This is a genomic window from Cohnella hashimotonis (assembly GCF_030014955.1).
Taxonomy (GTDB): Bacteria; Bacillota; Bacilli; order Paenibacillales; family Paenibacillaceae; genus Cohnella; species Cohnella hashimotonis.
Map to the genome: position 1 here is coordinate 7190562 of NZ_JAGRPV010000001.1, position 22959 is coordinate 7213520.

At 61.7% G+C, this 22959-nt stretch carries 19 protein-coding genes; 1 reads left to right on the forward strand and 18 read right to left on the reverse strand.

Translation table 11 applies throughout. The features are described 5' to 3' along the window. Positions 1-56 precede the first annotated feature (56 nt). The 9 genes from KB449_RS28695 to KB449_RS28735 form a co-directional block, all read right to left on the reverse strand. On the reverse strand, positions 57-1517 hold the full coding sequence (locus KB449_RS28695; RefSeq protein ID WP_282911624.1) for an arylsulfatase: 1461 nt from the start codon (positions 1515-1517) through the stop codon (positions 57-59). Positions 1518-1578: 61 nt separating this feature from the next. Further along, the gene (locus tag KB449_RS28700) at positions 1579-3027 is read right to left on the reverse strand and encodes an alpha-L-fucosidase (RefSeq protein ID WP_282911625.1); all 1449 of its coding nucleotides are present in this window, start codon (positions 3025-3027) and stop codon (positions 1579-1581) included. Between the two features lie 422 nt (positions 3028-3449). Then, entirely contained in the window at positions 3450-5234 is a 1785-nt protein-coding gene (locus tag KB449_RS28705) for a glycoside hydrolase family 35 protein (RefSeq protein ID WP_282911626.1), read from the reverse strand. Positions 5235-5281: 47 nt separating this feature from the next. Next, positions 5282-6178, reverse strand: coding sequence for a carbohydrate ABC transporter permease (locus tag KB449_RS28710; protein WP_282911627.1), 897 nt, complete (start codon positions 6176-6178; stop codon positions 5282-5284). Further along, on the reverse strand, positions 6179-7057 hold the full coding sequence (locus KB449_RS28715; RefSeq protein WP_282911628.1) for a carbohydrate ABC transporter permease: 879 nt from the start codon (positions 7055-7057) through the stop codon (positions 6179-6181). A gap of 107 nt (positions 7058-7164) precedes the next feature. Continuing rightward, positions 7165-8631 (reverse strand): carbohydrate ABC transporter substrate-binding protein, encoded by a 1467-nt coding sequence (locus tag KB449_RS28720; RefSeq protein ID WP_282911629.1) that lies wholly within the window; start codon positions 8629-8631, stop codon positions 7165-7167. A gap of 753 nt (positions 8632-9384) precedes the next feature. Further along, complete coding sequence (locus tag KB449_RS28725; RefSeq protein WP_282906628.1) at positions 9385-10629, reverse strand: IS4 family transposase; 1245 nt, start codon at positions 10627-10629, stop codon at positions 9385-9387. 514 nt (positions 10630-11143) lie between these two features. Further along, on the reverse strand, positions 11144-12820 hold the full coding sequence (locus tag KB449_RS28730) for a response regulator transcription factor (RefSeq protein WP_282911630.1): 1677 nt from the start codon (positions 12818-12820) through the stop codon (positions 11144-11146). Further along, positions 12795-14624, reverse strand: a complete 1830-nt coding sequence (locus tag KB449_RS28735) for a sensor histidine kinase (RefSeq protein WP_282911631.1) — start codon at positions 14622-14624, stop codon at positions 12795-12797. The genes KB449_RS28730 and KB449_RS28735 overlap by 26 nt, the downstream gene beginning before the upstream one ends. A 430-nt stretch (positions 14625-15054) precedes the next feature. Between KB449_RS28735 and KB449_RS28740 the strand changes: the two genes are divergently transcribed. Beyond that, positions 15055-15321: a glycine zipper domain-containing protein gene (locus KB449_RS28740; RefSeq protein ID WP_282911632.1), complete on the forward strand. Its 267-nt coding sequence runs from the start codon at positions 15055-15057 to the stop codon at positions 15319-15321. Here the strand turns inward: KB449_RS28740 and KB449_RS28745 are convergent. The 9 genes from KB449_RS28745 to KB449_RS28785 all read right to left on the reverse strand — a co-directional run bounded on the left by KB449_RS28745 (position 15316) and on the right by KB449_RS28785 (position 22938). Continuing rightward, positions 15316-16158, reverse strand: coding sequence for an SDR family oxidoreductase (locus KB449_RS28745; protein ID WP_282911633.1), 843 nt, complete (start codon positions 16156-16158; stop codon positions 15316-15318). The two genes, KB449_RS28740 and KB449_RS28745, sit on opposite strands and share 6 nt — an antisense overlap. Before the next feature lie 13 nt (positions 16159-16171). Then, complete coding sequence (locus tag KB449_RS36620) at positions 16172-16621, reverse strand: YdeI/OmpD-associated family protein (protein WP_282911634.1); 450 nt, start codon at positions 16619-16621, stop codon at positions 16172-16174. A gap of 79 nt (positions 16622-16700) precedes the next feature. After that, positions 16701-17264: a DUF2812 domain-containing protein gene (locus KB449_RS28755; protein ID WP_282911635.1), complete on the reverse strand. Its 564-nt coding sequence runs from the start codon at positions 17262-17264 to the stop codon at positions 16701-16703. A 2-nt stretch (positions 17265-17266) separates the two neighbouring features. Continuing rightward, on the reverse strand, positions 17267-17602 hold the full coding sequence (locus tag KB449_RS28760; RefSeq protein ID WP_282911636.1) for a PadR family transcriptional regulator: 336 nt from the start codon (positions 17600-17602) through the stop codon (positions 17267-17269). 625 nt (positions 17603-18227) lie between these two features. Further along, positions 18228-18674 carry an SRPBCC family protein gene (locus KB449_RS28765; RefSeq protein ID WP_282912930.1) on the reverse strand — a complete coding sequence of 149 codons (447 nt, stop codon included), beginning with the start codon at positions 18672-18674 and terminating at the stop codon, positions 18228-18230. A 118-nt stretch (positions 18675-18792) separates the two neighbouring features. Continuing rightward, positions 18793-20904, reverse strand: coding sequence for a heparinase II/III domain-containing protein (locus KB449_RS28770; RefSeq protein WP_282911637.1), 2112 nt, complete (start codon positions 20902-20904; stop codon positions 18793-18795). Further along, the gene (locus KB449_RS28775; protein WP_282911638.1) at positions 20901-21662 is read right to left on the reverse strand and encodes an SDR family NAD(P)-dependent oxidoreductase; all 762 of its coding nucleotides are present in this window, start codon (positions 21660-21662) and stop codon (positions 20901-20903) included. The genes KB449_RS28770 and KB449_RS28775 overlap by 4 nt, the downstream gene beginning before the upstream one ends. Further along, complete coding sequence (locus tag KB449_RS28780; RefSeq protein WP_282911639.1) at positions 21659-21853, reverse strand: tautomerase family protein; 195 nt, start codon at positions 21851-21853, stop codon at positions 21659-21661. Before KB449_RS28780 ends, KB449_RS28775 begins: the two co-directional genes overlap by 4 nt. 32 nt (positions 21854-21885) lie before the next feature. Then, a complete protein-coding gene (locus tag KB449_RS28785) occupies positions 21886-22938 on the reverse strand; it encodes an SGNH/GDSL hydrolase family protein (protein WP_282911640.1) in 1053 nt (350 codons plus the stop codon). Positions 22939-22959: the final 21 nt, after the last annotated feature.

Here is a 22959-nt window from a genome sequence, read left to right on the forward strand (position 1 = left end):
CCCAGCTGGCAGCCGTTTATTCATATGTTTATTATGGCATACCCGATTCTGTCGGACTATAAAATGTGAGACAGACAGGCGCGCGGCTCTCTGCCCGCTACCAATCGTCCTTCCATGACATAGCCTTCCTCCCGTCCCTCCAGCTCGCGGACGAGCCGTTCCCGCCATAGCGCCACGCGGTCTGCCCGCGCCGGGTCGCCGGCCCTGTCGACGAGCTCGGCCGGATCGACCGTCAGGTCGAAGAACTGCTCTTCGCCGCTCTGCGAAAACCAAATATACTTCTCCCGGCCGTCCGTCACGAAGTGGTTGGACCGGTCGCCGTATGCGTGCTCGCCGTGCAGGTAGGAACGCCGGGCTCCCGCTTCTCCTCTCGCCGGTCCGAGCAGGCTCGCGCCCTCAACGGAGGCCGGAATCGGCGCGCCCGCCGCTTCGAGCAGCGTCGGCATGATATCGCGCAGCTCGACGACCGTGTCGGGACGGCTGCCTGCGGCCAGGCCGAACCGGCCTCCGGGATCCCAGAGGATGAGCGGAATCTTGGCGCTGCCCTCATAGGGGAGCGACTTGCGAAACGCAAGATGGTCCCCCATCAGCTCGCCATGGTCGGACGTAAACAGGATGAGCGTATCGTTCAGCACGCCATACTCGCCCAGCGCCTGCAGCAGCCGGCCGATCTGATCGTCCAGATGCGTGATGAGGCCGTAATAAGCGGCCCGCGCCCTGTCCAGCCTGCGCTTCGGCAGACGCCCGAAGGTCGATGTCGGGTCTGCGCCGCCAGCCAGCGCGGCAGCCTCCTTGTCGACCCAGTCGCCGATCGGCGGCACCGGCAGCTCCAGATCCTTGTACAGGTCGAAGTAGGCCTGCGGCGGATCGAGCGGCGAATGCGGCCGTACGAACGACGACCACAGGAAAAAGGGCTTCGACGGGTCGCGCCGCCGGAGAAAGTCGATCGACTCCGTCACGCACCAATTGGTCGGATGCAAGGCCTCAGGCAGATGCCACGGGCGACCGACGGTCGAAGCGTTGCAATCCAGGCCCAGGTCCGTCAGGTCCGCCTCCGTCCCCGCTTCCCGCCGAAGCCACCGCATATAATCGTCTACCTGATCGAAGTGCTCTGCGAACGGGGTGTCGCGTTTGTCCCGATTATGATGAAGATACCCGTCGTGCAGGACGATGTTGTGGAAATCGCACAGGTTGCGAGCGGGATAGACGTGCATTTTGCCGACGCACTGCGTATGGTAGCCCGCTTGCGCGAGCTCGCCCGCCAGCATATGCGTATAGCGCCACGGTACCTGGTCCTGGTAGCCGACCCTCCCGTGCGATCGCTGGCTCATGCCGGTCATGATGGCCGCCCGAGCGGGGATGCAGGACGGGACGGCCGAGTAGGCTTGCGGGAAAAGAACGCCTTTGCTGGTCATCGCATCCAGGTTCGGCGTCTCGACGACGGGGTGTCCGAGCGCGCTCAAACAGTCGAAGCGCATCTGGTCCACGGTGATCAGCAGCAGGTTGGGCGGGTTCATGAACGAAGCTCCTCTCATTAGGAAAACGGATGGATGGGATGGAAGCGAAAAATCCCTATCCTCACATGGAGAACAGGGCGGCTTCGCCGGCTTTATAAACTTCGAACGCCGAGATCGTCGGTTGATAGCGGGACTCGTCGATGAGCAGCCGCAGCTTGCGCGCGCTCGTCGCGGCCACGCGGCAGATCCGCTTAGCGCCGATGACCGTGCCTTCGGCGAGCGGCTGCCAGCCGCCTTCGCGCCAGGCGTCCAGGCGGAAGCGCTCGACGCGCTGGCCCTCGCGGATCTGCTCGCGCAGCACGATGCGGTCGAAGCTGCGATCGGCGCCCAGATCGATCTCGAGCGCGGCTTGCTCGGTGCCTTCGGGCGGGCACCAGTACGTATCGGTCCTGCCGTCGGCCGCGCGGGAGGCGCCATGCTCGGGATCGGATTCGGCGGATGCCGTCGCGATCGCGCCGGCCGCCAGGTCGTCGCCGTAGGCGGCCGCAAGCCATGCGCCGAGCTCGGCGAGATGCGCGGCGTCGCGCTCGTGAACGAGGCCGCGGCGGTCGGGCGGGATGTTGAGAAGGAAGGATGCGTTGCCGCCGACCGTCCGCTCGTACAGGTCCGCGAGCTGCGCCAGCGTCAGCACGCGGTCGTCTTCGGCGGCATGGTAGAACCAGCCCGGCCGGATCGAGGTGTTGACCTCCGCGGGATACCAGACCGCCTCATCCGCCAGGGCGAGCACGGCGCGGCTGCCGAGGTCGTCGTCCTCGGTGTTGACGCGAGTCGCGAAGGCGCCGCCGTCGTCTTCCTGCTGCGACTTGGCCTGGATCTTCTCGTTGTCCCGCATCGATGCGGGGACGACGCTCCATTCGGACGGCCGAGTGTGGCCGGCTTCGTTGCCGCACCAGCGCACGTCCGGTCCGCAGACGGAGATGACCGCGCCGGGCTGCAGCTCGCGGATCAAGGCATAGTAGGCGTCCCAGTCATAAACCTGGCGCTTGCCGTTGGGCCCCTCGCCGCACGCGCCGTCGAACCAGACGCAGAACACCTCGCCGTAACCGGTGAGGAGCTCTCGAAGCTGGTTCAGGAAATAGGCGTTGTAGGCGGGCGAATCGCCGTACGAAGCTTCATGGCGGTCCCACGGCGACAGGTAAACGCCGAACTGGAGCCCCTCCTCGCGGCAGGCGTCCGCGACTTCGCGCACGAGATCGCCGCCGCCGTCGCGCCAGGGGCTGCGCCGCACGGAGTGTTCGGTGCAAGCGCTCGGCCACAGGCAGAAGCCGTCATGGTGCTTGCAGGTCAGGATGAGACCCTTCATGCCGGCGGACTTAACGGCGCGCGCCCACTGCCTGGCGTCAAGCGCGGAGGGGTCGAACAGCGACGGGGCCTCGGTGCCGTCTCCCCACTCCCTGTCCGTGAACGTGTTCATGGAGAAGTGTATGAAGGCATAAAACTCCAATTCTTGCCATGCGAGTTGCCTAGTCGAAGGCCGAACCTGCGCGGCCTGGACAGCGGATACGGGCATCTGATGCTGCTCCTCTCATGGTTGGATTGGATTGCGGGTGATCCGTGAACGTGCGCGGTTGGTTTCTAGTTGAGACTTCTCTGCGGAGAGCCGCAGCGTCGGGCTATGGTAATGTTTCTGGTTGAGTTTAGCGATGAAAATAGCGCAATTTTTCCAATTTTGCGCTATGCGCGTGTACTGCCGCGAACGGCAGGTTTCGGCAACGCGGTCGGAGGGCGATTGGCCTCAGATTAGCGCAATTTTGCGCTATGCGCCGTGTGCTGCCGCGGACGACAGCCTTCGGCGACGCGGTCGGCGGGCGATTGGCCTCAGCATAGCGCGATTTTGCGCTATGCGCCGTGTACCGCCGCGGAAGGCAGGCTTCGGGCGCCCACGCCGCCTCTGTCTCGGCTCTCAGCGCCTTGGCAGCCCGCGCCCCAACCCTAGCCCAAATCCGCTCGGTCCGTCAGCGTCGCGACGGGGGCGACCGTGCCATGCAGCTCGAACACGACGATCTCGTTGTCCCCCTCGCGCAGGAGCGGCGCGGGCACGTACAGCGTGCGTGTCGGCCCCGCCTCCCAGTAGCGGCCCAGGTTGAAGCCGTTCAGGAACGCCTGCCCCTTGGTCCAGCCGTCGAGGCGCAGGAACGTGTCCGCGCGCTCTTCAACGCGGAACATGCCGCGGTAAAAGGTCGGCTGCGATTGCAGCTGCGACGGGCGAACGGGCTCAACCGATCCGTCCGAAGCGTCGACGCCGATATCGCCGAACGTCAGCCCGCCCAATTCCGCCAGCGGCAGGCAGCGAATCTCCCAGTCATACAGAAACTGATTGCCCAGCCGCACGCCGCAGGTGATGCCCTTCGGATCGCGCAGCAGCGGGCCGTAGTTGACGCGCCCCATGTTCTCGACGAGGATGTCGATCCGCACGCCCGCAGCAGGCACTTCCAGCGGGATGCCCGCCGGCGCCCAGCGCTCCACGGCCCCCACATAGACGCCGTCCGCGAACACGAGCGCACGGTCGCGCACCTCCTGCAGGATGAGCTCCATGCCGCTGCGCGGCCCCGTTACCTGCACCGTGTACAAGATAAACCCGTACGCCTGCCCAAGCTTCTCCATCGGCTCCGGGCACGGCCGTCGCACGGGCGTCGACAGCGCATCCAGCTGCGCGAACAGCGGCGCGGCCCCCGTCATCGCCACTTCGCCGTACGCCCGTTTCGGCAGCGGCTCCGGCAGCTCAAGCGGTGGCAGCTCGACATAACGCGCCAGCACCTCGCGCGTCGCATAAAACTTCGCTGTCGGCTCGCCGCATTCGCTCAGCAGCGTGTCGTAGTCGTAGCTGCCCACGGTCGGCTCATACCTCGCGATATGGTTGGCTCCGTTCAGGAAGCCGAAGTTCGTCCCGCCGTGAAACATGTAGAAGTTGACCGAAGCGCCCTCGCCCAGCATCTCCTCCAGCGTCTCCGCTACCTCGGAAGCCGGGCGAGACTGATGCGGCTCCATCCAGTGGTCGAACCAGCCGTTCCAGAACTCCATGCACATGAGCGGCCCCTCAGGTTGATACTCGCGCAGCTTGGCGAACGCCTCCGCCGCGCGCGAGCCGAAGTTGACCGTCGCGAGCACGCCGTCGATCATGCCGCCCTGGAGCATATGGTCCTCGGGCCCGTCCGACGTGAACAGCAGCACGTCCATGCCTCGCGCGATCATCCCGTCCCGCACGTATTCGAGATACTGCTTGTCGTTGCCGTAGCTGCCGTATTCGTTCTCGATCTGCAGCGCGACGATCGGACCGCCGTTCGTGCAGAGCAGCGGGCGCAGCCGCGGCAGCAGCTCGTCGAAGTAGGCGTCCACTTTGGCCAGGTACGCTTTGTCGTAGCAGCGCAGCCGCATGTTGTCGTCCGCGAGCAGCCAGGCCGGCAGCCCGCCGAACTCCCACTCCGCGCAAATATAAGGGCTCGGCCGCACGATGACGTGCAGCCCCAGCTCGCCGGCAAGCCGGACAAACGACTCAAGGTCCGCGATGCCATCGAAGACGAAGCGTCCTTCTTCTGGCTCGTGGACGTTCCAAGCGACGTATGTCTCGACCGTATTTAGCCCACACGCCTTGAGCTTAAGAAGCCGGTCCCGCCAATATTCGGGCACGACCCGGAAGTAATGGATCGCGCCGGACAGCAGTCTGACCGGACGGCCCTCGTACGCGAACTGATTGCCCGATACTGTAAATGTCGCCATCGTACACCTCTTTCATTTCCCATAATCACGATCTTCCCCGCCGCGAATCAGCCCTTGACGCCTCCCATCATCATACCTTCCGTCAGCTTTTTCTGCAGCAGGCCGTAGACGATGACCGTCGGGATGAGCACGATGACGAGCGCGGCGAACAAGGAGCCCCAGTCGGTCGCGAACTGCTGAATCTGCATCAGGTTGGAGAGGCCGATCGGCACCGTCTTCTTGGCGTCGTCGGTGATGAGCGTCATGGCGAGCACGTACTCATTCCAGAAGTCGAAAAAGCTGAACACGAACAAGGTAATGATCGCAGGGCGCGTCATCGGCAGAATAACCTTGAACAGGGTGCCGAAGTAGCCGCAGCCGTCGATCATCGCAGCCTCCTCGAAGTCGTGCGGGATCGCCTTCATGAAGCCGGTCATCAGGTAGACGGCGAAAGGCAGCGTGCCCGTCGCGTAGACCGCGCTGAGCCAGAAACGGCTGTCGAGCATGTGCATCTGGTTCATCAGGATGAACAGCGGCACGATGATGTAGACGCTCCCGATGAACAGTCCGGCCATATAGAAGTTGGTCAGAAACGCGCGCCCCCGGAACCGCATGCGGCCGAGCACGTAGGCGGTCGGCATGGCGGCCAGCAGCAGGATCGCGATCGACAGGATGACGACGAACGCCGAATTGAACATATAGTCGCCGATGCGCGCGGCCTTGAAGGCCCGGGAGTAGTTATCCCATTGCAGCGAGGTCGGCAGGCTCCAGGGGCTCTCCATGACCTCCTCGTTCGTCTTGAAGGAGGCGAGAACGTTCCACAGGATCGGATACACGACGGCGAGCGCCTGGACGATCAGGAAGATGCGCAACAGGAGCCGTCCGAAGGAGAAGCCCGGCTTGCGCGGCTGCGCCAAGGAAGTAGGAGATGCAGGCGATGCAGGGGAAACGGAGTAGCCGGCCATTTAGTGGGACCCCCTTTGCGTCAGGCGATTGCTGATGAAGGCCAGCAGGATCGAGACGACGAAGATGAATACGCCGATCGCCATCGCATAGCCGAAGTTGGAGTTGGTGAACGCCTGCCCGTACAGGTAGGTCATGACGACCTCCGAATGCCGGTCCGGACCGCCCGCCGTCATGACGGCGACGAGGACGAAGCTGATCGTGAGCACGCCGTTGATGCTGAAAATGATCGTCACGCGAATGATCTCCCAGAGCATCGGGACGGTGATGTGAAAAAATTTCTGGAACGCCGTCGCGCCGTCGATCGAGGCCGCCTCGTACAGGTCGGGCGAGATGCTGTCGATGCCCGCCATGTACATAACCATGTAGTAGCCGGCCGCCTGCCAGACGAGCGTGACCGCGAGCGCCCACAGCACCGTTCGTTGATCGCCGAGCCAGGGCAGCGCCCAGTCGCCGAGGCCCAGCATTTCGAGGCCCGAATTGACGAAGCCCATCGTCGGGTGGTAGATAAACGACCAAAGGATCGCGATGACGACGAACGAGAGGATGCTGGGAAAGAAAAAGACCGTGCGGTAGAAACCTCGCTCGCGCAGCTTGCTCTGCGTGAGGATCGAAGCGTTGACGAGCGCGATGAGCAAGGTGACGACCGGGACGACCAGCATGAGCAGCCCCGTGTTGCGGACCGACAGCAGGAATGCGTCGTCATGGAACATATCCCGGAAGTTCTGCAGCCCGATAAACTTCGGCTTGTCGGCCACGCCGGTCCAGAGGTACAGCGACTTCTGGAACACCTGCACGGCCGGATATACTTTGAACAGGAGGTACATCGCGAGCCCCGGGAGAAGGCAGGCGGCGATGAACCAGCCACGTCTTGTTTTCATCGTCATGTCCAAATCCCCTTCCTGTCTGCCCCCAAGAACGGGGAAAGCCCGCCGGTCATGCGCGGCAGGCCTTCCGCTTCTTCAGGAGTCCGTTGTGCCGGGCGAGGTCATTCGCCGCCGCTGGCCTTGAGCTCCTTCTGAATGTCCTCGTAGATCTTGAACAGCTTGTCGCCGTACTGCTCGATGGTCATCTGCTTGTTCATGATGGAAGAGATCGGCTTGTAAACTTCGTCGGACGGGTTGTACTTGCTGCCCTTGGCGACGGCTTTGAACGTGCCGTTCACGGCGACCATGCCGCCGTCGACGGCTTTGTAGACATTGTAGGTCGTCTCGGAAAGGAAAGCCTTGCCCAGGTCCGGCGCGCCTTTGACGGCGAGCACGCCTTTGGAAGTCTCCGCGTTCAGTTGGACGCTCTTGTCCGAGTACAGGTAACGCAGGAATTCCTTGGCCAGCTCGGGGTTCTTCGCCTTGGCCGGGATCGCGATCTGCTCGACGTTCGTCATCGCGAGCGGCGGCTGGCCGGCTTGGCCCGACGGCACGCCGAGGAAGCCGAACTGGAAGCCGTCTTCGCGCGGCGCGTCCTTCATCTCGTCCTCGAACCACGTGCCGTTCGGGATGAACATCGCTTTGCCTTGCAGGAACGACGTCTGCGCCTGCGTATGATTCAGCGCGACCGTGCCCTTCATGAGGGCGTTGTCGTCCGTCGCGATGCGCTCGAGGATGCCCCATACTTTCTTGAACGTCTCGCTCTTCCAGAACTGCGGATCGTAGTTGAAAAATTGGTCAAGCGCTTCTTGCCCGCCGTAGCTGTAGATGGACGGAACGATGATCTGCTCCAGGTAGCCCGGATAAAGGCCCTGGTAGGTGAACAGCGCGCGACCGTTTTCCTTGGCCGTGGCGTTCGCGGCGAAGAAGTCGTCCCACGTCTTCGGCAGCTCGATGCCCTTCTTGTCGACAAGGTCCTTGTTATACCAGAAGCCCAGCACGCCGAAGTTGTACGGCGCGAGGTACACCTTGCCGTCGCCGTACGGCGACATGGCGCGGGATTCAAGCACGCCCGGGAGAATCTTGTCCTTCAGCGGCGCTCCGCCGTCCGCGGCCGGCTCGTTGAACAGATCGGTCAGGTCGAGGAGCGCGTTGTCCTTGATCAGGCCGTTGAGGAACGGCACGTTGTCGCCGCCCGCCATGTACAGGAAGTCGGGCGGATTGCCGGCGACCGCCTTGGGGCGGACGAGCTCGGCGATCTTCGGACTCGCGGTGATGTTGATCTTGGTGCCGGGATAGTCCTTCATGAAGTCTTCGGCGATCCTGTCCCAGTACTCGCGGCCGTAACCGCCCTGGAAGACGGCGATGTTCAGTTCGGTATTCTCGAACGTCTTGGCGCCTGCCGCGCTCGGCGAAGCGGATGCATCGGCACTAGCGGATGCACTTGCATTTGACGATGCGCCGGCACTCGGCGAAGCTGCTCCGTTGGCGTTTCCGTTGCCGTCGTTGCCGTTCGAACCGCAGCCTGCCAGCATCGACACAGCCAGCGCAGACGCGCCGACGGCGGTCAACCATTTCTTTGGACTCATTTCTGGACCCCCTCGGATGAGATGGCTTCATTATACGTGCATGGGGTCTGGCGCCATATGAACGATTCGAATGAGAAGCATGGAGAATATTATGGGATTCGCATGTAGCGTTTCATGACATGGAGATTTGCCTGAAAGCGCAATCTTAAAATCGTCCAGGTTTGCAACCGCTTAAAGCTTACATTGGTTTGTCTTGGCTATGGCGGTCCGAAGCGTTGAACGCCGGGCATCGGGGGTGCCAGGGGCCGAAGCGGAAGCTAGGTGGAACGGAGCGGATGGGTCGCCGGTGTTCCTCGATGTGCCGCAGCCCGCAGCAGCTTCGGTCGAGCGGAACCGCACAAGAAATGTGCGGTTTGGGCACGTTGCTCGCGGTGGGCCTCGAGTAACTCGTCTTGGCTGCCTCCGTCGCACATGAGGTGAGGGGGAACCGCACAAATTTTGTGCGGTTCTGAGCGTTGCTCGCGGTTGGCCCTCAGTAACTCGCTTTCCCTGCCTCCACAGCAGGTGGTGTGGCGCGGAATCGCACAAAAATCGTGCGGTTTGGGCAAGGCACAGAGATTGGTTAGTTGGGCCATCTTCCTCATGCACATGTCTTGCACTAGCCTTGCATAAACCCTGACATCCAACCAGCTCAAGTTGTAAAATGTATGAAAAATACGAATGATGTATATTTTTACATTCGCGATTTTGCTCGACAATGCGAAAAGATTGAGCTCTACTTAGATGTAGACGTGAGTATCCATTTTCAGGAATTTATGTCTTCTTTCGCGGCTTCCGTTTTCTTGGATTCGAATTTCTTTCTTTAATCCATCCAACGCGGCTTTCAGGGGGCGAGTCGCGCGTAGTTGGTTTGCTCGCTCGCTGTCGTCCCCGAGAATGACGGCTTGCTTCACGGTTCATCTCTTCACATAGCTCAGTCCATGCCCGCATCAAGTATGCGTTTACAGCCTGCAGCACTTTCCAAGTTCGCTGACGCCAACCTTGCTCTTCTTGAAGCTTTAGGAGGAGCAAGCTGCAGATCAAGGCGAGAAACAACTGGTTCCAAATCCCCTGCGCCTTGGTGCTGTACAGCTTCGTCAACTTCAGATGTTGCTTCATCCATTTGAAGTACAACTCGATCCACCAGCGACGGCGGTAAATATCCGCGATCTCCTCGGCCGTCAGATCGAAACGCGTGGTGGCCAGACGATAACGGCGCGCTTTGTCGTCGAGAAACTCAACCACCCGCAAAGCACCTTTCATACGCTTGGACCCGCGGCCGAGCCGAACGATGGCGTCTAGAAGGATCGGTGATGCATGAGGCACTTCCCTTTGTTCCAGCAGGGTTATGCTCATGTTATGGTTGATGCGCATCACGAAACGTACGTTGTCATGGACCCATTGGTCCATCGTCTCATACTTCACGTAGCCACGATCCATGACGTAGGTGAGATCGGGATCGGTGACCATCGATACGGCCACTTCCCGGTCGTCATAATTGCGCGTCGATGGAATCATATGATCCGGATAGACCTCGTCGGGCGAAGCCGCTACGATTCGCAGGTGCATTTTTACACTGCTGTCGAACACGGAAAGCTTGGCGAAATCGTGTACCGAGTAAGGAACGTGAATCGACGTCGAATCAATGATGCCGAGCTTCCCAATCTTCTTGGAAATACCGCTTTTAGGCTCGACCGGACACTGGCGCTCCACGACCAACTGCGCGAAAAGTGTCTGAAAGAATTCCGTCGGAATCTCATTAAACTTACGACTGAGTTGAGAAGCGCTAATTTGCTTTAAATCCAGCGCCTGCTGCAAATAAGGGTTGGCACGCACTTGCATGGAAATCGCGTCGTAAGAGGGCCATTTGGCCATAACCGCAATCGCGAGCAGCCCCATCGTCTTAGCGACAGTAAGCTTTTTAGCACCGTGGTCGAAAAAGGAACACTTATGATCCATATCAAATGGAAGCAAAGAAAACAATTGCGATATGACGGTATTTTGAGTTATGATATCCACGCTGGTCTCCTAAGCTAAAGGGATGTGTGGATACACGTCGACCCCTTTAGATTAGGAGATTTTTCTATGTTTGTCCTTGAAGATAAGTAGAATACTTCAAAATATAGTAAGTTTAGTAGAGCAAATTATACATGTGAGGTTTAATGCAAGGCTAGTGCAACTTTTGTGCATGAGAGCGATACACGATACCTCAGCCAACCGCCTCGCTCCCGCCATGCACATTTATTGTGCACGATGACGCAGTTCGCCACTTTCCATCGCTGCTCGCGCTCCACCATGCACAATTTTTGTGCATGGAAACGATGCTCGCCTTCCCAAGCAACCGCATGCCCTCCACCATGCACAATATTTGTGCATGGCAACGATACTCGCCCTCCCAAGCAACCGCATGCCCCACCATATACAATTTCCGTGCACGGCAGCGGTGCATGGCTCCCCAAGCAACCGCGTCCCCCTACCTTGCGCATTGAAGGCTCATCGCTTGCGATTGGCCCGCCTACTTCCGGCGACACGCTCAGTCCGCCGGCTTCACGCTCTTCGGCGCGATGCCGAAGCGCTTCTTGAACAGCCGGTTGAAGTAAAACGGGTCGTGAATGCCGACCTCGGCCGCCGCCTGCTTCACGAGATAGCGGCCGGTCCCGAGTAGCGCGTAAGCCTTCAGCATCCGAATCTCGTTCAGATGCGTCAGCAGGCTGCGGCCTGTTTCCGCCTTGACGACGTGGCACAGGTAGGGCTCGGACAAGCCGACATGCGCGGCCACGTCCGCGATGGCGAGCCGCTCCGCGTACCGGTCCTCCAGATACCGGAGCGCCTGCCGCACCTCTTCCCGCGCGGCCGGGTAAGCGTCCCGCTTCGCATCCGCCTGCTCGGCCGCATCCTCGGCCAGCTCGCGCACGGTCTCCTTGAGCTGCGTATCCGTCGCGGCCGCGGATATGCGCGCCAGCCAGGGCGCTTCGTCCCAATCCCGACGGATGCCGAAACCCTGCGCGTTGGCGAGGCCGAGGACGCTCCCGCCGAGCGACCGCTTCAGCGCGCGGGCGGCGATGCGCCGCTCGGCCGCGGTCTCGATCAGGCGCAGCGCCCCCTCGACCCACAGATCGGTCGAGCCGGCCTGCGGCTTGCCCCGCACCGACTCGCGCAAGCTCGCTTCGGCCCGGCGGTACTCGTCGTCCTCCTCGACCGGCACCGTCCGGTTCGACAGCCCCGCCGCGCTAAGCTGCGCGTAAAACAGCAGCTGCGCCGCCCGCCGATTTCCCCGCAGCTGCTCCAGCAGCGCCCCGGCATCGGATGCCGGCTCGGCGAAGACGACCTGCGACTGCGCGTTGTAATACATTGCGCACAGACTTTGGATCCGCCGCGCCGCGTCGCCCGCCTCCGGCATGGCCTGGGCGGCCGAGTACCCGGCCGCCAGCACGAAGCAGCCGTCGTCAGCCTTAACGGCATGCGCCCACCTGCGGCCGGGAAACAAGCTGTCCGCGAGATCGCCCAGCTTGTCCGCAAAGCGTTCGCCCTCCGGCCTTGCGGGCTCCTCATCCCGCAGCCGGACGAGAAAGGCCAGCACGCGCTCGCCCTTGTCCTGCCAGATCTCGCGCGACACGGCCTCATCCGCTCGTCCCGGCCGGCCTTCGCCGCCCGCATCGTCCCGCGCCTCGGCATCCATCGCGGCGAGCCAGGCCTTTATCCGGGTCGCGCGCTCCCGCTCCGTCCCCGCCCGTTCCCGGTCCGCCTGCGCCCGATCCGTGTCTGCGCCTGCTTGCGCCCCCGCCTCAGCGCCATGCGCGCCGCCAGCCGCCCCGCCAGCCGCCCCTCTGCGCGCATCCAGCTTGGCCGCGATCTCTCCGAGCGCCTCCATGAAGCTCTCGCTTTTCAGCGTCAGCTTGAGCATGTAATCGTGCGCGCCGCACTTCAGCGCCTCCCGGACGAGGTCGAAGTCGTTGTAGTTGCTCAGCACGAGCACCTCTCCGTCGAACCCGCTGGACGCAAGCTCCTTAATCAGCCCGATGCCGTCCAGCTCCGGCATCTTGATGTCCGTGATGACGATGTCCGCGCGGCCGTCCCGCGCCAGCTCCAGCGCAGCGCGGCCGTTCGCGGCGGCGCCGACGTATTCGAAGCGGCTGTCGTCCCAACGGATCATCGACTTGACCGCATGCCTCACGATGATCTCGTCATCCGCGATCAGTATTTTGTACATCGTCCCTCTCTCCTTTCAGCACGATCGGCAGTACGATCGTCGTCTCCGTCCCTTCCTGCACGACACTCGCCGTCGTCAGCCCGTACGGCACGCCGAAGTGCAGGCGAATCCGCTCGTCCACATTTCCGATGCCGATGCCCGAGAGCTTGGCATGCGTCGTGCCGCGCAAGCCCGCCTCTGCCGCATCGAAACCCTTCCCGTCGTCCCGAATCCGGATCCGCACCCGCGCCCCGTCTCGCTCGCCGGTCACCTTGATCCGCACGCTCCGTCCCTCGTCGCCGCCTCCGTGCAAAATCGAATTTTCCACGATCGGCTGCAAAATGAATTTCGGCACGAGACAGTCGCGGAGCTCGTCCTCGATCGCAAACTCCAGCTCGAACGAGTCCCCGTAGCGGATGCGCTGGATCGTCGCGTAGTGCGTCAGATTGTCCAGCTCGCGGTCGAGCGGGATGAGCTCCTCCTTGACCAGGATCGTGTTGCGCAACAGCTCGGACAGCGATGCGATGCCTTGCGAGACGGCGTCGTTGCCGCCCAGCATGGCGCTCCATTTGAGCGAATTCAGCGTGTTGAACAAAAAATGCGGATTGATCTGCGCCTGCAGCATCGCGAGCTCCGCGTCCCGCTTGGCCTGCTGCTCCGATTCTACCTGGTAGATCAGCTCCTTGAGCCGGCCGACCATCCGGTCGATCGTCTCCGCGAGGATGCCCATCTCGTCGGGATACGAGGGCCCGATTTTCTGCTGCAGCTGGCCCATCCGCACCTGGTTCGCGTACTGCAGCAGCTTGCGCACGGGACCGCTGATGCTGATATAGATCCACATCGCGAGCATGCCGGCGAGCAGCAGGATCAACAGGCAGATGAGGACGACGTTGTGGCGCAGCACCGATAGCTCCGAGACGAGGAACGAGCGGGGGATCATCCCGACCAGGTACCAGTCCGCCGACCGAATGTACGAGCTGGTCACGAGCGTGCGCTCCCCGCCGACATCCGCGTAAAAAGCCCGTTCCTCGCGGGATGCTTGCCTTCGTGCCTGGACGCCCTCGAACACCTTTTCCTGGTAAAGAGAGCCTTGTCCGATCGCGGGAGAGAGAGAAGAGACGACGACGCCCGCGGCATCCGACAGGTAGATCGAGCTTCCTTCCCCCAGATCCACGGACTCGTAGGTGTTGCGGGAGAACACCTTCTCGTCGATAACGATGATCAGGTAGCCGATCTGCCGGTTCAGGTTGTTCTCGGCGAAAATCCGGCGGCTGAGCGCGATCCGGCTGGAGCCGCGGTTGTTGCGGATGCCCGTCCAGTACGCATTGCTCTTGCTGTCCGCCACCAAAGTCGTCAGCTCGCGGATTCGCGCCTCGGGATACAGCTCGAAGCCCAGATCGAACATCGACTGGCCGTCGTTGGTCAATACGATGACGTTCGACAGGTTGCTAATGCTGAAGATCTGCTGGCCGAGCTCGTCCTTGATCCGGGTGCGCAGCTCGCTCTTCTCGATGTCGGCCATTTTCGTAAACTTGGGCAGGCCGCCCTGGATCAGCTTGTTGATGATGATCGTCTCGCTCAGCGTCTCGTACTGCTCGAGCTCGCGCGTCGTGTTCTGGGCGAGCTGGTCGAGCACCTGCGTCGACGAAGCGCTGAGCTTGTTCGTGATCGACGCCTCGTACTTCTGATTGGAGTAGATCGCCACGACGGCGACGGGGAGCAGAGAAGTAATGAGAAAAGCGGCCAGCAGCCGCCGCTTGATGGACAACCGCCGCAGCGAGAAGACAGATCGTCCGAGTGCGCGCAAAGAGGGAAGCCGCGGCATGCCGTTCACCTGCTTGGTTCTTTTTTTCTAATCTTATACGCAAACCATTTATTCGCCAACCGGCAAACGCTAGCAGACGGATTGGCGCCGCCCGCCTAGTAATAGCACATCCGACAACCATTCCGATAGGTGACCAATCGTCGCCCGCGTCGCGCTTTCGCTGCAATGCCTGCAAATATACATCTATTTCCGCCGATATCGGCCCTTTTAGACTGGATTGATGCAAAAGTGCATTTAATTTCCTCCGCCAGCCCCATTACCGGCTTGTATTCCTAAATTACATGCATATTTGCATGTATTTCATCGGCTATGGCGGGTCGGCAGAAAATACATGCATAAATGCAGTTTTGGACCCGCAAAAACACCCGAAAGGCTTCGGCACGCCGAACGCGCGCTTCCCTGTCCGCGATTCGCCGCGGCCCTAGCCTGGATGCCAAGCACGGACTCTTTCTCCGGTTCGATGCTCGGTTCGATGCTCGGTTCGATGCTCGGTTCGATGCTCGGTTCGATGCTCGGTTCGATGCTCGGTTCGATGCTCGGTTCGATGCTCGGTTCGATGCTCGGTTCGATGCTCGGTTCGATGCTCGGTTCATGGATGGCCGGACCTTGCGGACTTCACCGATGGTATAGTCAGATCGCAAAAAGCGCAAAGAAGCCGGCTCTCGCGAACCGGCTTGCGGCGCACTGCGCCTTATAAATTCAGTTGGATTTTCCGCGTGTTCAGCATGCCTTCCAGTCCGGTCGGATCCTGGCTGGTCTTGAAGCGGGCGAACGTCTCGGCGGCCTCGGAGGTCCGGATTCGCAGGGGCTTGGTCTCCAAGCGCAGCAGCCCGCTCACGACGTCCGCGACTGACTCCGCCGTCTGCGGCACGGAGTTGCGGCTCGCGAAGCCGTCCAGATAGCGCTGGACGACAGGCTTGTACTCGTCTTCGAGAATGCCGCCGGTCGCGTTCAACTGCCCCATGACCGTGCCTACGAACTCCGTTGCGATCGCGCCCGGCTCCAGAAGCGTGACGTCGATGTTGAACGTCGGCTTGTAATACGTCGCCAGACTTTCCAGCAATCCTTCTACCGCGAACTTGCTGGCGCAATAGATCTCGTTGAGCGGCTGTCCGACCAGACCGCCGACGCTGGAGGTGGCGATGACGTAGCCGCCGTTCGTCGCTTTGCGCAGCAACGGCAGCGCCGCCCGAATCGTATGCATGACGCCATAGACGTTCGTGTCGAACACGCGATGGATATCCGCGGGATCCGCCTGACCCAGTGCGCTGAGATACCCGAAGCCCGCATTGCAGAAAAGTACGTCCAGCGTCCCGTGTTCGCTCTCGACAAGGCCAAACGCAGCCTCCAGCGAGGAGACGTCCGTGACCTCCATTTCCACCCAGCGCAGGTTGCCCTGTCCGGCATAACGCTCCCGGTCCCGCTCGACATGGCGGGTTCCCGCGTATACGACCCAGCCTTCTTCTGCCAACTTGAGCGCCGTTGCCAGCCCGATTCCGGACGAAGCGCCTGTAATTGCGATAATGCCGCTCATTTGGTGAGCCCCCTTATACGGTTTTGCCTTCGCTTAGCGCTTGCACGGCCTTTTCGATGCGGCGCAGCCGCGTCTCCTCGGTCTTGGCACCCTCGACGGAGAGGACGACGCGGCTCTTGTTGCTGTTCGAGAGTCCTTCGAAAAAGGCGCGCGCCGCAGGCGCTCCCGCGAGCGCGGTGGCCAGATCTTCCGGCACCTTCACCTCGCGCGGATCCGTATCCAGCTTAAGCGCTACCTCGACCTCGTCGCCGGCCGCGACGCCGGCGGCGCCGCGATGCTCCGCGCTCAGCGGCAGCATGTAGCGTCCGCCCATGACCGCCACCGTGCTGCGGTACGTATAACCGCCGATCGTCGCGTATACCGCCGGCTTTTTGCCCCCGCCCAGCGCTTCGACCGCTTCTGCCGGCACCTCGATACCGGTCGCCGTCTTGCCGTTCAATTCAATCGTCGCTTTGAATTTCACGCTTTGCCCGCTCCTCTGCTATGATCGCTTCCACACCAGTATAGCAGGATGGCGCACGACTCGTCAGAATGAAGCGGAGCTAAGTATTGTGCCCGCCGGTCTCCTTGATCTTCCTGTTCATCTTGGCGATGCCATACCCGAGGAGGGCGAACAAAATTGCGTAAATGGCGAGCAGCGGCACCGTAATTCCCCATCGCAACCCGCCATCGAGCCTGATGAAGATATTCGTGGAGTTGGCGAGCAAGATGACGACATTCGCGAGCAGCACCGCCGTCATTACGCGCTGGATTTTCTTGTAATGCTCGACCAGAGACTCCCGGTCCGTATACAGCTTCGGCGTTTCTCCCGGCTCCCATGGCCTGCGGAAAAAATGCCAGATGCCGCTGGTCGTGCACACATACTCCCATCCAAGTTCCCGGTACAGCTCGATATATTCGTCCAGCTTGCCGTTTTTCTTCGTGAGGCCGCCCTGATAATCGAGACCGTAGGTGTATCGGACCGTCTCGTCGCGCTCGAATTCGCTGCTGAATGCGCCTCCCTTCGTGAGGTGAAGCCCTTGGGCCGACAGCTCGTTCAGCCAGCGCTCTTCCTTCTCGTAGTCCCAGCTCATCCAGGCGTGCCTTCTTTTCTCCGTCCGCGCCATTGTTAGTCCCCCCCGTTCAACGCTAGCCTGCCGACAACGAGCAGTTCCTCCAGCCGGCCGACCTCCGCTGCCAGCACCTCTCGCCCAACCCCCGTTATCGCATACACCTTGCGTCGGGCGTCCGCCCCCTCCGCGCCAGGATGCGGCTCGATGAGCCCCTTGCCTTGCAGCGTGTTCAATGCCGTGTACAGCGTGCCCGCCCCCAGCTTCAGCCGGCCGCCGCTCATCCGCTCGACCTCCTGCATCATGCCGTAGCCATGCGCAGGCTCCCCGCACAACGTCACCAGAATGTAGTAGAACGCCTCCGTCAGCGGCAGCATTTGCTTCGATTTATCCAAGTCCGTTCCTCCGCATCGCAATTATATCGGGTAGCGATATATCGTATACCGATATAATATAATGCGATATATTGACTGTCAATATAGTTCGGAGGTTGCTGGCCGAGGGTGTCGGTTGAGGCAGATGTGCGGTTTTTCGGGAGCCGCCCGGCAGCGATGTGCGATCGGACGACGCCTCCCCTGTGCGCGATCCGCCTAATCGAGGGGTAACAGACGAATGCCTGCAAATTTACATCCTTTTCTTGTATGACTGACCTTGGGCGATAAAAAGATGCGAATCTGCAGGCTTCGATCGCTTTTCCTTTGCGATTTCGGACTTCGCAGCAAAATGGATGCTGATTTGCAGGAATTTCCGATTCTGCTCGTCTTATCGGCTTAAAAGCCTGCACGGATGCAGGCTTTTATTAAACGTCCCGTCTCTTTCATTTACTTTTACTTTTACTTTTACTTTTACTTGTACTTTTACTTTTACTTTTACTTTTACTTTTACTTTTACTTTTACTTTTACTTGCACCTCGCCTCTTAACCCTGCTCCTTATTTACAGAAGGTGATTTTTTATACGTTCCAGTATGTAAACAAAGACCGCCAGGACTGGTTGTCCTGGCGGTCCCGCACAAGTATGGCTTACTCGATAGGCCGCACGTGCGCGCCCGGTGCCTTGTCGGCGACGACGTTCAGCTCGATGCCGTGCTCGAGCAGCGCCTTCAGCGCGCAGAGCATCATCGTGAAGCCGCCCGTGGAGTCGAGCGCCTGGGCCACGACTGCGTCGCCGTCGCCTTGGAAGCCCGAGTTGACGATGCTGACGAAGGTCTCGTTTGCCCCGCGGCGCTTGAAGGTCCACTCCACTTCCGTGAAGCCGTTTGTCTCGTCTCCCCACCGAATCCGGATCCGCTGATTCGGCTCGATCGCGAGGACTTCGACCTGCGCCGCCGCGCCGTACATCTCCCATTCCCACAGGACGCGCGCTCCCGCCGTCAATCGGCCGCCGCTCTTGGTGAACCAGAACCGCGTCGTCACCGACGGGTCGACAAACGCTTCGAATACTTCTTCCACCGGCCTGCGCACGAGCATTTGCGTTGTCGCCACCGGAGCTTGACTGAGGTTTAGGGAAGTCACCGACGATCTCTCCTCGTTTTAAAAGAGTCTGGTCTTCTTCCCTATTTTAGCATGTCTGCGCGTTGCGGATTTCTCACCGATTGCGGGCTTCGGACAGGGCAGGCTGAACATGCAGTCCGTCCGCCGCAAGCCGAACGGCCACGGTCCCGTTCATACCCCGAACCTCGATCTCGGTATCCGAGATCCGGCGAAGCTCGGTCGAATCGCCCGCCGGCGCGTACAGCGCCGCGAATTGAACGACGCGGCCGCGCTGACGCTGCAGCAGGCCCGCCATCGGACGCGCGGGATCGAGCGACGTGCCGGGCGATTGAAGCCGATATAGCTCCGAGCCAGCCGGGAATAGCGCATGAATCGCGATCTCTCTCGCTAAACCATGCACGGCATCGCCCGCCCTCGCGCGGAACACGGCCGCGCTTTCGGCAACTGCGAGCCGCTCCGCCGTTATCTGCGAATAATCCGCCATAACCTGCACGGCATCGCCGATGTTTCGGTTGGCCGAGCCTTGCGTCCTTTCCGAACCGTCCGAGCCGTCAGCCTTTTCCGAAGCTCCGGTTTGCTCCGGAGCCTCCCTCAACAAATGAAGCCAACAATCGACCGTATCCTCGGCCTCAAGCGTTACGACAAACCAGTCCAGCAGCCATCCTGAAGAGAGCCAAAGATGACGATCGAGCACGGCGCCTTCATAAGCGCCCTCGGAGCGTGCCCACGCGTAGGTGCGTTCTGCACCCGTCTCGAACTTCAAGCATACGCCCGCATGCTCCGATTGCGAGCGTCCGCCCACGGTCACCGTGTTGTGGCTCGCGGTCTGGGAATACCAAGCGTCGCGAAGCGCGGAACCATACGGCACCATGCCGCGCTCGGGCGCGATGAAGCCGTCTTCGTGCATCAGCACGAGATTGAGCTTGTCGTAGTGGCCGTGGCTGCCGCCATGCGGGCCGTAGTCCAGCACGAACGAGAGCGGATTGCCTGCTTGGCGCCCGACGGCGAAGCCCGCGTCCGAATACAGCCTGGAGCCGCGGACGTCGCTAAGCAAACAATTTTCGGAAAATGGTGCCTCGCACTCCCACTCGCCCTCGCCGAACAGCACGGCTTCAAGCCCCGCGCGCCGCGGCGACCCGTTCGCTTGCGCATACGCTTGCCGAAGCACGGGCAGCAGCGGCTTCGCCCGGTAGATGCGCCAGCCGATCTCCATCACTTCGGCGACCTCGCGAGCGAAAGGAACGCGCCGGTAAGGCCCGTCGTGCAGCGCGGGCAGCTCGCCGTTCGGGGCAGCCAGATCCGCGGCCGCGAGCAGCATGCCGTAGAAGCTCTGCCCGGCGGCGCCCGTCATGGCGTACAAGTCCGTGCCCAGGCGCTCGGCCATCTCCGCGGCGATCAGATAAGCGCGCAGCACGAATAGATGATAGTAAGTGCTGCCTTCGAACTCGAACCCGTCCGCCAGTACGCCGATCGAGAGATGATCGCGCAGCCCACCGGGCTTTTCAAGTAGCGCGGCGAGCGCCCGGCCGTCTCCGCGGACGGCGTACACAGCCGACAGACTGGCATTCAGCCAGGCAGTATAGTTGTTGCGCGCATCCCCGCGCTCCTCCACGAGGATGCGGCGGGCCTCCCCGGTCCGCTCCTCCAGCAGCGCGAGGAACAGCGGCAGTCCCGGACAGCGCGCGCCTACATCGACGCCGCAATCCCTCACCAGCAGCACGGCTCTCAGCAGCGAGACGGCCCAGATCGACTCGGTCAGCGCCTGGTGGAACACCGTGCCGCGCAGCATCCAACCCTGCGCCTCCGGGTTCGCGGGATACCGCGGGTAGCTTGCCGCATAAGCCTCGACGATTCCGCATGCCAGGTCGGCGTAGGCCAATTCGCCCGTTGCCGCATAGACGGCAGCCGCGGAGAGCGCCTCGCGGGCGTTCTCCTGATGGCGATAGACGAGCCAGGCGCCGCGGTAGGGCTCGCCCGAGAGCTCGCAGCCGTAAGGGCAGCGATAGACGTACGCCTCCCGCTCCATCGGATCGAATACGAGCTCTGTATGGTGCTCTGGACAAACGTACTGGTGCCACCACCCCGCAGGCGACACCGGAATCTCGATATCCGAACCCACCGCCGCCTGCCTCAGCTTCGTTCGCAGCTCGTCGACGGCTTCCCGGCACCAGGCGTGCGACTCGTAGTTGCGCCGGATCGTATTCATCGCATAAACATGCCGCCGTTAATCTCGATCGTCTGGCCCGTCACGTAGGCGGACTGCGCCGACACGAGGTAGACGACCGCATTGCCCACGTCCTCCGGCGCGCCCTCGCGGCCGAGCGGAATCGTCTTGAGCGTCGCGGCGCGCGCGTCCTCCGGGGTGAACGTATCGTGAAACGCCGTTTGCCCGATGACGCCCGGCGACACCGCGTTGACCCGGATGCCCGAGCCGGCGAGCTCCTTGGCCAGCCCCTTCGCATAGGCGAGCATCGCGGCCTTGGCCGCCGCGTAGACGGACGCGCCCGGACCGCCCCCGTTGTGGGCGGCTACCGAGGAGACGTGCACGATCGCGCCTTCCCGCCGTTCCGCCATCGCCGGAATGACCGCTTTGCTCATGAACACGCAGCTCTTGAAGTTCACGTTCATGACTTCCTCGTAGTGCCGCTCCGTCATCTCGGCGTTCGCCACTCGGCCGACGAGATGCCCGGCATTGTTAACGAGAATATCGATCGGACGCCCGAAAAAGGCTTCGACCTCGGACGCCAGACGCTCCGTCTCCGCAACTTGCCGCAGATCCGCGCCGAAGGCGGCGGCGCGGACGCCCGATTCGGCAATCTCGCGGGCAGTCGCTTCGCCCGCCTCCGCATTGCTATTGTAGTGCACGGCCACGTCGGCTCCCTGGCGCGCGAGCGCCCAGGCGATGCCTTTGCCGATTCCGCTCCCTGATCCTGTGACTAGCGCAAGCTTTCCTGCGAGTGTCATAGCTGTCTCTCCTTCGCTTTTTTCAAATGTTCCGGGGCGTTGTCGTCAATCGGAACCTCGTTGAATTCCACCTTGATAAACGCCGGATCGCGGTCGATGATCCTCGCCATCTCCCGGGTAAACGCCTCCGTCAGCTCGTTCTTCTGTTCCTGCGTGCGTCCTTCGTACATGCGGATCGTAATCAGCGGCATCTCTCTTCCTCCTTTTTCTAATGAACGGGTTATTAAACAGGAGCTGTCAGGCGATCCAGCAGCGCTGTCAGGCCAGGGCGCAGCGCGTCCGCCAGACGTTCGCCCATCCGGATATGCCCGTACTCGGACGGGTGGATCAGATCGCTGGTCAGCCAGGCAAAATCGCCGAGGATCTCCGTGCCCTCTACGAGACGAACCTCGCCGCCCGCCCGTCCCGGTTCCGAGCACAGCCGCCGTAGCACCTCGTTAAACTTCAGTTCCTCGTCGCGGAACGCGTCCGCTTCATAACGCGACCGGGTCGCCCGGTTCGGATATATCGTCGTCACCAGTGTCGGTCGCCCCGGAGCCGCATCGGCCAGGCGATCCAGCAGATAGGCCGCCCGCTCCTCGAACTCGTCCGCCGGAACCTGGCCGCGCATGTTGACGCCGAGCTCCAGGAATACCAGGTCCGCGCGGCGCGACGAGATGAAGTCCGACAGCTCCCACTCGCAGAAGCACGAGCCGCTGAGCCCCAGATTGATCGCGTCCAGACCGAGACGCTGCGCCGCTTGCTGGACATAGCCGTTGGCATGGTTCAGCGAGCCCGCGCCCTGCGTGATCGACGAGCCGTACGCGAGCAGCGTCAGCCGCGGCATTTCGTCCGGCGCGGGCGGGCGCAGCTCGCCGCCGTAAGCGTCCGCGCCGTAGAACACGGCGGCGAACCGGTCGAAGCAGATTCGCCAGACATCCGGCGAGAAACCACCGCCCGCGAGCGCCGCGGGATCGACGCCGTCGAATCGCTCCGGCGTCTCCAGCAGGATCGTCGCCGGCATGCCCGCCCGCAGCCGGTGCGACGCATGCAGGAAGTTCCCGCGATACACGAGCGCAGTCCCGTCCTCCTCTGCCGCGCCGACGATCACGCGCGCGATTCTCGACGAGGCGACGAATCGAATTTCGCAGCCGTTCGACAGCTCCGCCTTGATCCTGCCTTTGTCCGTCAGCGTGCGCCGCACGCCCTGCGGGAAACGCTGGAGCCAAAGCCCGGGCAAACCGGGCTTCGCTTCGAGCTCCGCGACGTTGTGAAAATAAACGCCTCGATACTCCAATTAATTCATCCTCCCGGCGCC